Origin of the sequence: Niallia taxi (genome assembly GCF_004005475.1) — a bacterium.
Taxonomy (GTDB): Bacteria; Bacillota; Bacilli; order Bacillales; family Cytobacillaceae; genus Niallia; species Niallia taxi.
The window spans coordinates 603907-619610 of record NZ_RZTZ01000002.1; the positions used below are offsets into that span (position 1 = coordinate 603907).

The 15704-nt window shown below is 39.8% G+C and carries 15 protein-coding genes; 14 read left to right on the forward strand and 1 reads right to left on the reverse strand.

Features of this window, described 5'->3' with window-relative positions; translation table 11 throughout:
• Positions 1-6: 6 nt before the first annotated feature.
• Positions 7-885, reverse strand: a complete 879-nt coding sequence (locus EM808_RS07880) for a YitT family protein (RefSeq protein WP_127737628.1) — start codon at positions 883-885, stop codon at positions 7-9.
• 262 nt (positions 886-1147) lie between these two features.
• On the opposite strand from EM808_RS07880, the gene EM808_RS07885 reads away from it, so the two are divergent.
• From EM808_RS07885 to asnS, 14 genes are all read left to right on the forward strand, one after another.
• Complete coding sequence (locus EM808_RS07885) at positions 1148-1459, forward strand: nucleotide pyrophosphohydrolase (RefSeq protein ID WP_127737923.1); 312 nt, start codon at positions 1148-1150, stop codon at positions 1457-1459.
• 74 nt (positions 1460-1533) lie between these two features.
• Positions 1534-2340, forward strand: a complete 807-nt coding sequence (gene dapB, locus EM808_RS07890) for a 4-hydroxy-tetrahydrodipicolinate reductase (protein WP_127737629.1) — start codon at positions 1534-1536, stop codon at positions 2338-2340.
• Positions 2341-2351: 11 nt separating this feature from the next.
• On the forward strand, positions 2352-2774 hold the full coding sequence (gene mgsA / locus EM808_RS07895) for a methylglyoxal synthase (protein ID WP_127737630.1): 423 nt from the start codon (positions 2352-2354) through the stop codon (positions 2772-2774).
• Positions 2743-3483 (forward strand): bacillithiol biosynthesis deacetylase BshB1, encoded by a 741-nt coding sequence (bshB1, locus tag EM808_RS07900; protein ID WP_127737631.1) that lies wholly within the window; start codon positions 2743-2745, stop codon positions 3481-3483. Before mgsA ends, bshB1 begins: the two co-directional genes overlap by 32 nt.
• Entirely contained in the window at positions 3480-4622 is a 1143-nt protein-coding gene (bshA, locus tag EM808_RS07905; RefSeq protein WP_127737632.1) for an N-acetyl-alpha-D-glucosaminyl L-malate synthase BshA, read from the forward strand. The genes bshB1 and bshA overlap by 4 nt, the downstream gene beginning before the upstream one ends.
• Positions 4619-5815, forward strand: a complete 1197-nt coding sequence (locus EM808_RS07910; protein WP_127737633.1) for a CCA tRNA nucleotidyltransferase — start codon at positions 4619-4621, stop codon at positions 5813-5815. Before bshA ends, EM808_RS07910 begins: the two co-directional genes overlap by 4 nt.
• Positions 5800-6783: a biotin--[acetyl-CoA-carboxylase] ligase gene (locus EM808_RS07915; RefSeq protein ID WP_127737634.1), complete on the forward strand. Its 984-nt coding sequence runs from the start codon at positions 5800-5802 to the stop codon at positions 6781-6783. The genes EM808_RS07910 and EM808_RS07915 overlap by 16 nt, the downstream gene beginning before the upstream one ends.
• A 248-nt stretch (positions 6784-7031) precedes the next feature.
• Positions 7032-7865, forward strand: a complete 834-nt coding sequence (panB, locus tag EM808_RS07920; RefSeq protein ID WP_127737635.1) for a 3-methyl-2-oxobutanoate hydroxymethyltransferase — start codon at positions 7032-7034, stop codon at positions 7863-7865.
• Positions 7862-8749 (forward strand): pantoate--beta-alanine ligase, encoded by an 888-nt coding sequence (gene panC / locus EM808_RS07925; protein WP_127737636.1) that lies wholly within the window; start codon positions 7862-7864, stop codon positions 8747-8749. Before panB ends, panC begins: the two co-directional genes overlap by 4 nt.
• Positions 8734-9117 carry an aspartate 1-decarboxylase gene (gene panD, locus EM808_RS07930; RefSeq protein ID WP_127737637.1) on the forward strand — a complete coding sequence of 128 codons (384 nt, stop codon included), beginning with the start codon at positions 8734-8736 and terminating at the stop codon, positions 9115-9117. Before panC ends, panD begins: the two co-directional genes overlap by 16 nt.
• 242 nt (positions 9118-9359) lie before the next feature.
• Positions 9360-12140: an ATP-dependent DNA helicase DinG gene (gene dinG, locus EM808_RS07935; RefSeq protein WP_127737638.1), complete on the forward strand. Its 2781-nt coding sequence runs from the start codon at positions 9360-9362 to the stop codon at positions 12138-12140.
• A 104-nt stretch (positions 12141-12244) separates the two neighbouring features.
• Positions 12245-12718, forward strand: a complete 474-nt coding sequence (locus EM808_RS07940) for a cell wall elongation regulator TseB-like domain-containing protein (RefSeq protein WP_127737639.1) — start codon at positions 12245-12247, stop codon at positions 12716-12718.
• Between the two features lie 118 nt (positions 12719-12836).
• Entirely contained in the window at positions 12837-14039 is a 1203-nt protein-coding gene (locus tag EM808_RS07945) for a pyridoxal phosphate-dependent aminotransferase (RefSeq protein ID WP_127737640.1), read from the forward strand.
• Positions 14040-14345: 306 nt separating this feature from the next.
• Complete coding sequence (asnS, locus tag EM808_RS07950) at positions 14346-15638, forward strand: asparagine--tRNA ligase (RefSeq protein ID WP_150908953.1); 1293 nt, start codon at positions 14346-14348, stop codon at positions 15636-15638.
• Positions 15639-15704: the final 66 nt, after the last annotated feature.

The window sequence follows — 15704 nt, forward strand, 5'->3', positions numbered from 1 at the left end:
CTTCTTTTAATGCTCAATCGGCCGTTTGTATTCATCTAAAGTAAAGCCTTCACCCAATACATCATGAACAACGGTGACAGATACAAATGCATGTGGGTCAACGCTTGTGATAATGGATTTCAGTCGGACAATCTCTGTTTTTGCAACAACACAGTAAAGGACTTCTTTATCTTGCTTCGTAAATGACCCGTGTCCTTTTAGCACTGTCACACCGCGATCCATTTCCTTCATAATTTTATCCGCAATATCTGGATTTTTATCAGAAATGATGATGGCTCCTCTTGCTGCATAAGCACCTTCTTGCATGAAGTCAATCAGCCTTGTGCCAACAAAAACAGCAACAAGTGTATACATTGCCTCTCGATAACTCAAGTATGTCAGCAAGGACAGCGTGATAACACATGCGTCGAACAGAAACATCGTTTTTCCAATACTCCAATGGAAGTATTTATTAACAAGTCTTGCAATAATATCGACTCCGCCTGTTGTACCGCCGAAACGAAAGATTATGCCAAGACCAATCCCAATAAAGGTTCCAGCAAACAAGGATGCAAGTGTTAAATCCTCCCGGAGTGGAATATGCAGTTCAATTTGCGGCAGCTGGAAAAACCATAAAAATACAGACACACTAATTGTGCCAATAATCGTGTAGATGAGAACATTTCTGCCAAGCAGTTTCCAGCCGATAAAAAACAGCGGGACATTTAGAATTAAATTTGTGATGGAAGGATCCCAGTTGAATCTTGCGTACAAAAGGAGCGTGATTCCTGTGAAGCCACCCTCTGCCAAGTTATTTTGCATATTAAAATGTACAATTCCAAAAGAAAAGATAGCCGAACCGAGCATAATGAAGAAAATATTTTTGAGCTTTAACGTCTTAAACATCTTTTCGCCTGCTTTCTATGTATAGCTGTCATTAATATAGCCTTAGTATGGACCATTTATGTTGGAGCCTATCCATTATATCGAATAGGTGTTATATGAGCAATCTCCTATTGCTAAAAAGCCCGATTGCTGATAGCTTCATATAAAAGGTATTTTTCCCGTAAATAATAATCAAAAACATTTGTAAAAAAAGAAAATGTTAGCTAACATGAAGGGGAATAGGAAGAATAATGCAGCTTTGAGGTGAAAAGGTTTGAAAACAATGCAAGAGCTTCAAAAAGAAGTGGATGACTATATCGGACAATTTAAAGAAGGCTATTTCAGCCCATTGGCCATGATGGCAAGGCTCACTGAAGAGCTTGGAGAGCTGGCCCGTGAAATAAATCATTATTATGGAGAAAAGCCAAAAAAAGCTTCTGAAAATGAAAAGGAAATTGCTGACGAGCTTGGTGACATGTTATTTGTGTTAATTTGCTTGGCAAACAGCTTAAACATCAATCTCGAAGAATCTCATAATAAAGTGATGCATAAATTTAACACGAGAGATAAAGACCGCTGGACTAAAAAGGACTAGTAGGTTCTTAAGTACGATTATTTATAATAAATACAAAATACATAGAAGAATAGCAATAAAGGAGCGTACGAATAGTGGAAAAAGTAAGAATTGTCATTGCAGGACCTAGAGGAAGAATGGGCAAGGAAGCGGTTTACCTGACAGGACGTACTGATCATTTCGAGTTAGTTGGCGTTTTGGATTATAAGCATGAGGGGAAAAGATTAAATGAGCTAGATGATTTCACATCACCTGCTTATGATGTACCAATCTATACAGATATCGAAAAATGTCTGCAGGAAGTTAAACCAGATGTATTGATTGATTTGACTACTCCAGAGTTTGGGATGTTCCATGCTAAAACGGCTCTTCAATATGGAGTTAGACCGGTCGTTGGGACAACAGGCTTTACGAATGAAAACCTAGCAGAGCTTGAGGCGTTATGCGAAGAGATGGATCGAGGCTGCATTATTGCACCGAATTTCGCATTAGGCGCTGTTCTGATGATGAAATTTTCTAAGCTTGCCGCTAAATATTTTGATGATGTGGAAATTATCGAGTTGCATCATGACCGCAAGCTGGATGCACCAAGTGGAACTGCTGTTAAAACGGCCGAATTAATTGCAGAAGTAAGAAAGCCGAAGAAACAAGGGCATCCAGAGGAGAAGGAAACAATACAAGGTGCTAGAGGAGCAGACTTTGACGGAATGCGCATTCACTCTGTCAGACTTCCAGGATTAATTGCCCATCAGCAGGTAATGTTCGGTGCTGACGGTGAAACACTTACATTGAAGCATGATTCCTACAACCGTACCTCGTTTATGTCTGGTGTTAGGTTTGCTGTTGATGAAGTGCTAAAGGCAAATGTGCTTATATATGGTCTTGAAAATATAATGGAGTAGAGGTGTAATTAATGAATATTGCATTAATAGCTCATGATAAGAAGAAAGATGATATGATTCGTTTTGTTGTTGCTTATAAAAAGATTTTTGAAAAGCATTCCTTGTTTGCGACAGGTACTACTGGTACAAAGATACAAGAGGCAACTGGATTGGATGTACATCGCTTTTGTTCAGGGCCATTAGGAGGAGACCAGGAAATAGGTGCATATATTGCCAACAATAATATGGACATGGTCTTTTTCTTTCGCGATCCGTTAACTGCACAGCCTCATGAGCCAGATGTAACGGCACTTCTCCGCTTATGTGATGTTTACTCTGTTCCATTGGCTACAAATATGGGAACAGGAGAAGTGCTGATAAGAGGTCTGGAACAAGGGGATATAGATTGGAGAAACATTGTACATGGAAATACAGACAGAGTTACAGAGATTTAATATACAAGATGTAGATATATTGGCAATTGGCGCCCATGCTGACGATGTAGAGATCGGCATGGGTGCAACCCTTGCCAAATATGCAGCAGCAGGCAAAAACATTGTTATATGTGATTTAACACATAGTGAGCTTTCCTCCAATGGGACAGTTGAAATCAGACAGAAAGAGGCGCTCGCCGCCGCAAAGCTACTTGGCATTAAGGCGCGTTTTACTCTCGACATCAAAGACAGAGGCCTTTGGAATGTAGACGATAATATTGCAAGCATTGTGGAGGTTATAAGAACAGTTAAGCCGAAAATCGTTTTCGCTCCATATTGGGAGGATCGCCATCCTGATCATGGTAACAGTTCGAAACTAATTGAAGAGGCAGTATTTTCGGCAGGTGTTCGCAACTTTATGGTAAAAGACACGGAGGCCCATCGTGTAAGCAGTCTGTATTTTTATATGATAAATGGGTTCCATAAGCCTGATTTTGTGATTGATGTTAGCGAATATATGGAAGCAAAAAAACAAAGCTTAAACTGTTATGCAAGTCAATTTATAAAAACAGCAGGTAGTGTGGATACACCGCTTGTCAACGGCTATATTGAAACCGTTGAAGCGAGGGAACGACTTTTTGGGAAAGAAGTCGGAACATTCTATGCGGAAGGCTTTAAAACAAAGAAGCCTATAGTTATACATAATGATTTATTGGGTGGTAGTTTATGAAAAAGCTGAAGATAGGAATAACTTGTTACCCGACTGTTGGGGGATCTGGCGTCGTCGCGACAGAATTAGGAAAGCTGCTTGCTGAAAAAGGACATGAAATACATTTTATTTCATCAAGTATGCCTTTCCGTCTGAACAAAATGTACCATAACATATTTTTTCATCAAGTAGAAGTCAGTCAATATTCTGTTTTTCAATACCCGCCATATGATATTGCCTTAAGCAGTAAAATGGCTGAAGTGATAAACAGAGAGGAGCTCGATCTCCTGCATGTTCACTATGCGATTCCGCATGCTGTTTGTGCCATTTTGGCAAAGCAAATGAGCGGAAGAGATGTTAAGATTGTGACTACACTGCATGGAACAGATATCACTGTTTTAGGCTATGATTCATCACTTGCAGACAGCATTCGTTTTGGCATTGAGAAGTCGGATGTTGTGACAGCAGTGTCGGAATCTCTTGTGAACCAATCATATGATGTAATTGGTCCGAAAAAAGACATTAAAACAGTCTATAACTTTATTGATGAACGTGTATATCGCAAGGTGGATTCCTCTCATTTAAAAAAGGAATTTGCCATCCATCCAGACGATAAAGTCATCATTCATGTCTCTAATTTCCGTCCGGTAAAGCGTGTTACAGATGTTGTGAAGGCATTTAAAGGTATAGCTGAAAAGATGTCTGCAACACTTCTGTTAGTTGGGGATGGTCCTGAAATGTCAAATGTATGCAAGCTTGTTGACGAGCTCGGCTTAAAAGGGCAGGTTCGCTTTTTAGGAAAGCAGGAAAACCTGGAGGAGCTATACAGTATAAGTGATTTGATGCTGCTTCTATCAGAAAAGGAAAGCTTTGGTCTTGTTGCACTTGAAGCGATGGCTTGTGGTGTACCTTGTGTCGGCACAAATGTTGGAGGTATTCCTGAGGTAATTGTTGATGGTGAAACAGGTGTGATTTGCGAGCTTGGCAATATCGATGAAATAGCGGAAAAGTCAGCAGCCCTTCTCCTTGACGAGCAAAAGCATAGACAGTTTGCTGCTAACTCAGTGATAAGAGTGAGAGATCATTTCCGTGGTGAAACGATTGTCAGTCAGTATGAGAAGATATATGAGGAATTAATTCTCTCAGGAGAATACATATGAAACAGCCATTTCTTTCTGCCACCCCGATAATTGAGGCAATAGAAAATGCAGGCTTTACTGCCTATTTTGTCGGCGGTGCGGTAAGAGACTATTTGCTGAAAAAACCTATTCATGATATTGATATAGCGACATCTGCAACCCCAGCTGAAGTGAAGAATATCTTTCACACAACCGTTGATATCGGGATAGAGCATGGTACGGTTATGGTCATACATGAGAATGAGACATATGAAGTAACTACCTTTCGAACGGAAAGCGAATATGAAGATTTCAGGCGACCAAAGGATGTAGAATTCGTCCGCAATCTTCGTGAAGATTTGCAAAGAAGAGACTTTACGATGAACAGCTTAGCCATGGATAAAAATGGTACAATCATTGATTATTTTGACGGAAAAACAGCTCTTGCGAATAAAATGATTGAAACGGTAGGATCTGCTGATGAGCGGTTTACAGAAGATGCACTACGTATGATGCGTGCGATTCGATTTGTCAGCACACTCGGATTTAAGCTAGAAGACAAAACGAGAATTGCCATTGAGGGCAATAGACATCTCCTAGAAAAGATTGCAGTGGAAAGAATAACAGCAGAATTTGAAAAATTATTGCTTGGAAAAGCAAGGGATGAAGCAATTTTGCTGATGGTTCAATTGAAAATTTTCGAACATCTGCCAATGCTGACATCCCATAGAGACGGGTTGATGCATATGGCATCCTTTTCTTTGGAGAACTTAAATATAGAAGAAATGTGGTCTGCCCTTTTGATTGCTTGTAATGTTTCAGCAAAAGAAGCAGATGCTTTTCTGCGTAAATGGAAGCTTCCTGTAAAGCGGATTAAAACAGTCCAACATATTATCAAAAGCGTGTTGGAACGAAAGAATAAAGGGTGCTGGACACGCTTGTATTTATATCATTCTGGCTTAAATATTGCAATAAGCGCAGAAAAGGTATTTAGCGTTATAACGGCAAAACAGCAGGATATTGTCAGTGTAAGGGATGGCTTTGCAGCACTTCCGATTAAAGGAAGGGACGAGCTGCAGGTAACAGGACGTGACCTTTTAGAGTGGAGCATAAAGCCTGCTGGTCCATGGATGAAAGAAACGATTGCTGCTATTGAAAATGCTGTTGTGGAAAAGAAGCTTACAAATGATAAACAGGCTATAAAGGAGTGGCTTAAGCAGTGGGAAATGATTTAAGAACAAAGCTGTTACAGGCCTTCGCTGACAGGCCGAATGAATATATATCTGGCCAAGAGCTAGCCGAGGTTCTAAGGTGTTCAAGAACAGCTATATGGAAACATATAGAGGAATTGCGCAAGGATGGTTTTGTGCTCGAAGCAGTAAGGAAAAAGGGCTATCGAATTGTTGAGGTACCTCATAAAATAATACCAGATGAAATTAGATTAGGTTTAGAAACAAAACAATTAGGAAGAAGTATCCATTACGAGGAAACAGTCGATTCCACCCAACGAATTGCCCAAAGACTCGCTTATGATGGAGCTGCGGAAGGTACGATTGTCATTGCAGAGGAACAGCTTGGCGGAAGAGGGAGATTAGAGCGATCTTGGCATTCCCCAAAATATAAGGGTATATGGATGAGCATTATTTTGCGCCCTCGCATTCCGATTATGCAAACGCCCCAGCTGACACTATTGATGGCTGTCGCTGCAGTTAAGGGAATAGAGCAGGCAACTGGGTGTGAGCCTGGTATAAAATGGCCGAATGATTTGCTCCTGAATGGAAAGAAAATCAGTGGGATTTTAACAGAGCTTCAAGCTGACAGTGACCGCATACATTCCTTGATTATTGGAATTGGCATTAATGTTAATCTTGAATTAGAGGATTATCCAGAAGAGCTCCGTAACACAGCTTCGTCGCTGTTCATTGAAACAGGGAAGGAATGGGACAGGGCAACAATTGTCCAAAGCATACTGCTTGAGCTTGAGAAGCTGTACAGCCTGTACTTAGAAAACGGATTTTATCCGATAAAGCTTCTTTGGGAAAGCTATGCAGTCAGTATCGGCAAACGAGTAAAGGCGACGACCTTGAATGGCAGCTTTACGGGGATTGCTAAAGGGATAACAGATGAAGGAGTCCTGCTTCTAGAAGATGATAATGGCAAAGTCCATCACATCTATTCAGCGGACATACTGATTGAATCTTAATGTTTTTAGTAGTAAGACATTTAGTTGTCTGCTATAATGCTATTGCTGGGCGGTATCATAAGAACCGCACCAAAAATGCATGCAATAAAGTAAGATATGATAAGGATGTATCTGCCTAGATCCAAACAAATAAGGACAAGGACAGAGGGATAAACAATAAACAAGTAACAGTATCCTTCTATTTTTTTAGAGGGATTTTTTTGCTTTTTTTTACGATTCCCCTCTTCCGATCAAAGGAGGAAAAAGAATTGAAAACAACAAGTGATTTCATCAAGATGAAAAATGCAGAGAAAATTAGTATGGTGACCGCTTATGATTATCCGTCTGCCAAACAAGCAGAACTTGCAGGTGCTGATATGCTGCTTGTCGGTGACTCTCTTGGAATGGTAGTGCTCGGCTATGAGTCTACTATTAATGTGACGATGGAGGATATGATTCATCATGGAAAAGCGGTCAGACGCGGAGCGAAGAATAGCTTCATCGTCATTGACATGCCTTTCATGAGCTATCATCTTTCAGATAGAGACACTTTACTAAATGCAGCAAGGCTTATTCAGGAAACAGGAGCAAATGCTGTTAAACTGGAAGGCGCAAATGATGTTTTTGATAAAATTCGATTGCTAACAAATGCAGGAATTCCAGTGATGGCACATCTTGGCTTAACGCCCCAGTCTGTCGGTGTATTAGGGGGCTATAAAGTACAAGGGAAAAGCAGGGAAGACGCACTAGAGTTGCTCGAAAATGTGAAGAAATGTGAAGAAGCAGGAGCATTTTCGGTTGTTTTAGAATGTATTCCCATGCAGCTTGCAAGGGAAGCAGCAAAGGCGATTAATATTCCTACTATTGGCATTGGAGCAGGTTCCGACACAGACGGTCAGGTTCTTGTCTATCATGACATGCTCACATATGGTGTCGATAGGGTTGCGAAATTTGTTAAGCAATACACTAATATAGATGAGCCGATTGCACAGGCCCTTATAAATTATGTGCAAGAAGTAAAAACGGGCACATTTCCGGAAGTAAAGCACAGCTACACGATGAATGAAAGTGTATTGGATGGTTTATATGGAGGGAAACGATGAAAATTATCACAACGAAGGCAGAACTGCAGGAATTGACATTAAGCTTGAAGCAGCAAAAAACAATCGGCTTCGTACCAACGATGGGATACTTACATGAAGGTCATCGTGCTTTATTAAAGGAAGCAAGAAAAGAAAATGATATTCTGATTTTAAGTGTGTTTGTCAATCCGCTTCAATTTGGTCCAAATGAAGACTTGGAATCCTATCCAAGAGATATAGAGCAGGATAAGCTTACAGCAAAGAATGAGGGTGTCGACTATTTGTTTATGCCATCAACAGAAGAAATGTATCCAAGCACACCTTCTGTCACAGTGCATGTTCAGAAAAGAGCAGATGTATTATGTGGCAGAACAAGACCAGGCCATTTTGACGGTGTTGCCACAGTACTAACAAAGCTGTTCCATCTAGTTCAGCCCGATAATGTTTACTTTGGAAAAAAAGATGCACAGCAAGTTGCTGTTGTTGATGGATTAATAAAGGATTTTCATTTTCCAATTACCCTTCATGCCGTTCAAACGGTCAGGGAAGAGGATGGACTTGCGAAGAGCTCAAGAAATGTGAAGCTATCCCCTGAGGAAAGGCAAGAAGCAGGCATTCTCTATCAAACACTATCCATGGCAAGAGAAGAACTGATAAAGGGTAATCATGATATCAGGGCTATTACGGATTCGTTAAGAAAAAGGTTGGAGACAATTACGAGCGGTAAAGTTGATTATCTGGAAATTTTGACATATCCTGAGCTACAAGAACCGATCCATTGGGAAGGCACGCTTATAATTGCAGTTGCTGTCCGCTTTACTAACGCCAGATTAATTGATAATATCATTTTTGATTTACATGAAATGGTTATTGGAAAAGGAGCAAGCACATGTTCCGAACAATGATGAATGGGAAAATCCATCGAGCAAAAGTGACAGAAGCAAATTTGAATTATGTTGGCAGTATTACAATTGATGAGGACATTTTGGATGCAGTGGATATGCTTCCAAATGAAAAGGTACAGATTGTTAACAATAATAACGGCGCTCGCCTGGAAACATATATTATTCCAGGAAAAAGGGGCAGTGGAACAATCTGTCTAAATGGTGCAGCGGCAAGACTAGTGCAGGTTGGTGATACAGTTATCATCATTTCCTATGCAGTTATGACGAATGAAGAAGCACAACTTCATAAACCAAAGGTTGCCATTATGGGAGAAAACAATCGGATTGCAGAACTGCTGAGCCAGGAACCAGAAAAGACAATTCTGTAAAGTTAAAATGAACAGGCTTTTTGTTATAATTCTGCGCATTTGTAAAAGCTATTAATGCGTGAGAAGAGGAACAAAAAGCCTTTTTGCTGCAAGTTTTAGCATTTCAGTGGAAATGCAGGCAGAGCAATTCGGTTGAAGAACACTTTTAAAGGTATTATTGGACAATAAATATGCAGTAATTTCTTTTCCTTTTCTCTATTTTATGATACCGTTTGAATGACTGAAAGTTAGAGGTGGATGTAATGGGGAATAAATATGTGGTGGTCGATTTGGAAACAAACGGGAATTCACCAAAAAAAGGAGATCGCATCATTCAGTTCGCGGCAGTCGTGATTGAGGATGGGAAAATAGTAGAGGAGTATTCCTCCCTGTTGAATCCTCTGCAGCCAATTTCTCCCTTTATAGAGGAACTGACTGGCATAAATGATGAGATGGTGGAGTCGGCGCCATTATTTGATGAAATTGCAGAAAAGGTGCAGTCCTTACTTAAGGATGCCTACTTTGTTGCACATAATGTAATGTTTGATCTGTCATTCTTGTCAGATGAATTGGAGCAGGCCGGTTTTGAAGGGTTTTATGGACCGATAATTGACACGGTGGAAATGGCTAGAATTTTGTTTCCTACTGCGGACAGCTACAAGCTGACAGATTTGGCAATTCAGGAAAACATCGAGCATGACCGTCCACATCAGGCTGATAGTGATGCGTATGTAACAGCAGAGCTGTTGCTTATTATGCTAAATAAATTAGAAGAACTGCCTTTGCAAACAATTAGGCAATTAGAAAGCTTGAGCGGTGCATTAAAAAGCGATTTGGACCAGCTTCTGGATCAAATAGCCATCAAACAGCAGAAAACGAATTCTTTTATGCGTGAAGGGCTGGAGATATACAGAGGATTGGCGCTTAAACTGGAAGACACGGGAAAAGCTGCAAAAAAGAATCTGCAGGATTACATAGAGTTTAACGAAAAAGACATTGAGGATAGAATGAGGCAAGTGTTGCCGAACTATGTTACAAGAGCTGGTCAGCAGGAGATGATTCAAGACGTGCTCAAGTGTTTTAATGGAAACATTCATGGGCTAATCGAGGCTGGAACGGGTATTGGCAAATCATTGGCTTATTTGCTTGGAGCTGCCTATTTTGCCAAAAAGGAAAAGAAGCAGATTGTCGTCAGCACCTTCACAACACAGCTGCAGGAACAGCTTACTCACAAGGATTTACCAATCCTTGAGAGCATTATTCCATTTCCTATCATGTCCACTGTGCTGAAGGGAAGAAACCACTATATCAGCTTAGATAAGTTTGAGGTTTCTCTTAAGGAACAGGATGATAACTATGATATCGTTTTAACGAAAATGCAAATTTTAATCTGGCTGACAGAAACGCAGACAGGTGATAAGGATGAATTGAATCTGTCGAGCGGGGGCCTTAAGTTTTGGCATAAAATAAAAAATAACGGCAACTTTTCCTTGCCTTTTTCTAAAGAATGGGTGCCAAAGGATTTTTACCGACGTACAAGAAATGCGGCACAAAAGGCTGATATTATCATCACTAATCATGCTTTAATGCTTAATAATCTTACAGCAGACAAGGGTCTTCTGCCTAATTATGAATATGCGATTATTGATGAAGGACATCATTTTGAGAAAAATGCCATAAAGCATTTTGGGCACCAGTTTTCCTATGTCGGCGCAAAGCTTAGCTTCCAAGCTATTGGAACATACGAGCAGAAACAGCTGCTTTATAAACTGCTCTCCAATTTTGATGAGGTTCATGATGAAAAAAACAAGCTAAACAGACTGCTAGCAGATCTCTTATTGGAGCTTGATGAGCTGTTTAGAACAATATTAAGATATGTTAAAAGGACTGCAAATAAGTCTTCAAATAAAGCAAGCATTCGAATTAAAAGAGACGGGTCTATTCAATGGAATCAAATGGAAATTGTCGCAGAGCGATTTATTTTTTTACTGAAGGACTGCAAAAACGCGCTTTTACAATCACTTGAAGCCTTTTATGGAAAAACCGATATATCCGCACTTCCCATGAATCAAGTGTTGGCAGCGGATAGAATAAAAGGAATCCTTGAGGAATGGGATAAATACATGCTGACACTGCGCCAGATTTTTCTTCGAGAGGAAGAAAATATAACATGGCTTGAGGTTGATTGGAAAAGCTTTCCCCATCAAGCAGTTCTTTATGCTCAGCCCCATTCCGTTTCAGAGCTGCTTTTAACGCATTTGTTCGCAAAAAAGAAAAGTGTTGTGTTCGCGTCTGCAACATTAACTGTAAATAACAGCTTTGATTATTATGTAAAGGCATTAGGGCTTGCTGAAACAAACCATGTAGAAAAACAGATTCCTTCTCCGTTTCAATATGATAAGCAGGTCAGACTGATAGTGCCAGATGAAGTGCCGGAGATTAATAATGTGCCGCTTGGTGAGTATATAGAGGCGGTAACAGGACATATTGTGACAATCGCTCAGGCCACGAGCGGACGTATGTTGATTTTGTTCACATCCAATGAAATGCTGAAGAAAACATATGAGCTTATAAAAGAAAAAGGAAGCCTTCTTGATTATGCTATTCTTGCTCAAGGCATCACGACTGGAAGCAGGATGAGGCTGACTAGAAATTTTCAGCGCTACGATAAAGCCATCCTTCTTGGAACGAACAGCTTTTGGGAGGGTATTGACATTCCGGGAGAAGATTTGACGTGTTTAATTATTGTTAGGCTGCCATTTTCTTCACCTGATGAGCCTTTGAATGAAGCCAAAAACGAACGTATCAAAACTTTGGGAGGCAATCCGTTTCTTGAAAACAGCTTGCCAGAAGCAGTACTTCGATTCAAGCAAGGCTTCGGCAGACTGATTCGGACTGAAACAGATAAAGGGTTCATCGTGATACTTGATAGAAGGATATTGACAACAACTTATGGGGAGACGTTTTTGAAATCAATTCCACATGTGCCGTTGATTAGAAAGAAACTCGATGATATTGAATTTTTTATTAAGGAATGGATTTAATGCTTTTCGTCTTGTGTTAAAATAATAGACGAACTAAGGATTAGTTAAGAGGTTATCATCTAATCCTTAGTAACTAAAAAAAACATATATAAAGAAGTGATGAAATGAAAAAGTGGATTTGGTCTTGTGCTGGGCTTGTCGTGATTATACTGGGCATTGTCGTCTATACATATGTAACAGCATATAAGCCTGTATCAAAGGCAGAGGAGACCGCAGAAAAAATCGCAAAAGAAGAAGCTGGGGTTGTGAGTATTGATAAATTTTCGCTTTATAACGGTAATGATAGCTACTATGTTGTAGAGGGGAAAAACAAGGATAAAGAAGATGTAATTGTTTGGATTGAAGAGAAGACCCATGGCATTACTGTTGAAAACAAAAAAGATGGGCTGACAAAACAAGCGGTTATTAATAAAATATCATCGGAGAGGGAACTAAAAAAAATTGATACTGTCCGACTAGGCATGCTTGAGGGTATTCCGGTTTGGGAAGTATACGCACATACCGATGATGATTTGATAAATTATTTTTATTTTGACTTTGAAACAGGAGAATTACTTAGAAATATTGAAAATATTTAGACAGATGCTAACTCAAGCATCTATAATTTAATCATCCTGACCGACTCTGCTTCCTTGTCAGAGTCTCGCTGGAATAAGTCTAATTTTTCGGAGAATGGATATTTGGAGGAGAAAAACAATGAATGTTCAATTAGCAAAAAGAGTAAATGCTTTAACACCATCAACAACTCTTGCGATTACAGCAAAAGCAAAATCCTTGAAAGAAGAGGGGCATGATGTAATCGGTCTGGGGGCAGGCGAACCAGATTTTAATACTCCTCAAAATATCATTGATGCTGCTGTAAAAAGCATGAATGAAGGTCATACTAAGTATACGCCGGCAGCAGGTCTGCCACTATTGAAAAAGGCGATTATCAATAAGCTTCAAAGAGATCAGGGTCTTGCCTATGAACCTAATCAAATCATTGTTACAAATGGTGCTAAGCACGGTTTGTATACTTTATTCCAAGTGCTGTTGGATGAGGGAGATGAAGTCATCATTCCTATTCCTTACTGGGTGAGCTATCCGGAGCAAGTAAAGCTTGCTGATGGTGTGCCAGTATATGTGGATGGGCTAGAAGAGAATGAGTTCAAAATTACGCCTGACCAACTAAAATCAGCAATTACTGCAAAAACAAAAGCAGTTATCATTAATTCACCAAGCAATCCGACAGGTATGATTTATACGAAAGAAGAATTGCTTGCACTTGGAGAAATTTGTCTTGAGCATAATGTTCTGATCATTTCAGATGAAATATATGAAAAGTTAGTCTATGGTGAAAACGAGCATGTTTCCATTGCTTCTCTTTCACCAGAGTTAAAAGAAGCTACAATCGTTATAAACGGTGTGTCTAAATCACACAGCATGACAGGTTGGCGTATCGGCTATGCTGCAGGAAACAAAGCAATTATATCTGCAATGACGAACCTTGCAAGCCATAGCACTTCCAACCCGACAACACCTTCCCAGTATGCAACAATTGAGGCATATGAGGGACCACAGGATTCTGTTGAGGAAATGAAGGACGCATTCAGTCAAAGACTGGATATCATTCATCAGAAATTAAATGATATTCCTGGTGTTACTTGCCTTAAGCCAAAAGGAGCTTTCTATTTATTCCCGAATGTGGAGAAGGCTGTGAAATTGACAGGCTACACAGATACAGATGAATTTGTAAGTGCCCTGCTGGAAGAAGCGCTTGTAGCTGTTATTCCTGGCTCTGGTTTCGGTGCGGACAATTATATTCGCTTATCTTATGCAACAAGCTTGGAGCTGCTTGAAAAAGCGGTCGACAGAATCCATCATTTTGTCGAAAGCAAAGCAGCAAAAGAAACAGTATAATACGAAAAAACGGCAAGCTGAGTCTTGCCGTTTTTTTATTTAAGAACAGAATTTTCTCAAAATGCGCTCCTGTTAGCGATTATGTTGATTGTGAAACTTAAGAAGGGTATAATGTAATGATAGATAGCAAGTAAAATTATGTAGAAAAAAGACTTTATATCTGCAAAAAATATTGCTTTTTTAGCAATACTGCCTTAAAGGGAAAGAATGGATTATTTACTTTTTTCTTTTACAAAAGGTCTGCCTAAAGGCTTTGCTATTACATATAAAATTTTGATTTTATCGGTTTTGGAGGAGTATATTGTGATTAAATCAACTATAGCTGAATTACCTAAACATGTTGATAAAGAAGTAAAAATCGGCGCTTGGATTGCCAATAAACGTTCAAGTGGAAAAATCGCGTTTTTACAGCTGCGTGACGGTACTGGATTTGTACAAGGTGTAGTCGTAAAAAGTGATGTACCAGAAGAAGTTTTCCAAGCAGCTAAATCTGTAACACAGGAATCTTCCGTTTATGTGACTGGAAAGGTACAAACGGACGAGCGTTCGCCATTCGGATACGAGCTTCTTGTATCTGGAGTTGAAGTGATCCATGCATCTGTCGACTATCCAATCACACCAAAAGAGCACGGAACAGAATTTTTGATGGATAACCGTCATTTGTGGCTTCGTTCTAAACGCCAGCATGCGGTTATGAAGATTAGAAATGAAATCATCCGTGCGACATATCAGTTCTTTAATGAAAATGGTTTTGCGAAGGTGGATCCGCCAATTTTAACAGGCAGTGCACCTGAAGGAACAACAGAGCTATTTGCAACGAAGTATTTTGATGAGGATGCTTACTTGTCTCAAAGCGGACAGCTTTATATGGAAGCTGCTGCAATGGCACTAGGAAAGGTTTTCTCCTTTGGTCCGACATTCCGTGCGGAAAAATCGAAAACTCGCCGTCACTTGATTGAGTTCTGGATGATTGAACCGGAAATGGCTTTCTATGAATTTGAGGATAATCTTGTCGTTCAAGAAGAGTATGTTTCCTTTATTGTTCAATCCGTTTTAGCAAACTGCCAGCTTGAATTAAAAACATTAGGAAGAGATTTGTCAAAGCTTGAGCAAATTAAAGCACCATTCCCGCGTATCAGCTATGATGATGCTATTAGCTTGCTTCATGAAAAAGGCTTTGATGATATTCAATGGGGAGATGATTTTGGGGCTCCACATGAAACAGCAATTGCAGAAACATACGATAAGCCTGTGTTCATCACACATTACCCAACTTCATTAAAGCCATTCTATATGCAGCCAGACCCGAACAGGGATGATGTTGTTTTGTGTGCTGACTTGATTGCACCAGAAGGCTATGGAGAAATTATCGGCGGTTCAGAACGTATTCACGACATGGACTTGCTTGAACAGCGTGTACAGGAGCATCAATTGGATGCAGAAACATATAAATGGTACTTAGAGCTTCGTAAATATGGCTCTGTTCCACATTCAGGCTTTGGATTAGGCTTGGAAAGAACAGTTGCTTGGATTAGCGGTGTGGAGCATGTTAGAGAAACAATTCCATTCCCAAGATTGCTGAACCGTTTGTATCCATAATATAAAAAACAGATAAGGGCAGAATGCATCTATTGAATCTTTAAGATATATGCATTCTCCCTTTCC

Bases quoted from the DNA above. Each gene is read 5' to 3' on its own strand.
- EM808_RS07880 (WP_127737628.1), bottom strand. From the start codon at position 885: ATGTTTAAGACGTTAAAGCTCAAAAATATTTTCTTCATTATGCTCGGT.
- EM808_RS07885 (WP_127737923.1), top strand. From the start codon at position 1,148: ATGCAAGAGCTTCAAAAAGAAGTGGATGACTATATCGGACAATTTAAA.
- mgsA (WP_127737630.1), top strand. From the start codon at position 2,352: ATGAATATTGCATTAATAGCTCATGATAAGAAGAAAGATGATATGATT.
- bshB1 (WP_127737631.1), top strand. From the start codon at position 2,743: ATGGAAATACAGACAGAGTTACAGAGATTTAATATACAAGATGTAGAT.
- bshA (WP_127737632.1), top strand. From the start codon at position 3,480: ATGAAAAAGCTGAAGATAGGAATAACTTGTTACCCGACTGTTGGGGGA.
- EM808_RS07910 (WP_127737633.1), top strand. From the start codon at position 4,619: ATGAAACAGCCATTTCTTTCTGCCACCCCGATAATTGAGGCAATAGAA.
- panC (WP_127737636.1), top strand. From the start codon at position 7,862: ATGAAAATTATCACAACGAAGGCAGAACTGCAGGAATTGACATTAAGC.
- panD (WP_127737637.1), top strand. From the start codon at position 8,734: ATGTTCCGAACAATGATGAATGGGAAAATCCATCGAGCAAAAGTGACA.
- dinG (WP_127737638.1), top strand. From the start codon at position 9,360: ATGGGGAATAAATATGTGGTGGTCGATTTGGAAACAAACGGGAATTCA.
- EM808_RS07940 (WP_127737639.1), top strand. From the start codon at position 12,245: ATGAAAAAGTGGATTTGGTCTTGTGCTGGGCTTGTCGTGATTATACTG.
- EM808_RS07945 (WP_127737640.1), top strand. From the start codon at position 12,837: ATGAATGTTCAATTAGCAAAAAGAGTAAATGCTTTAACACCATCAACA.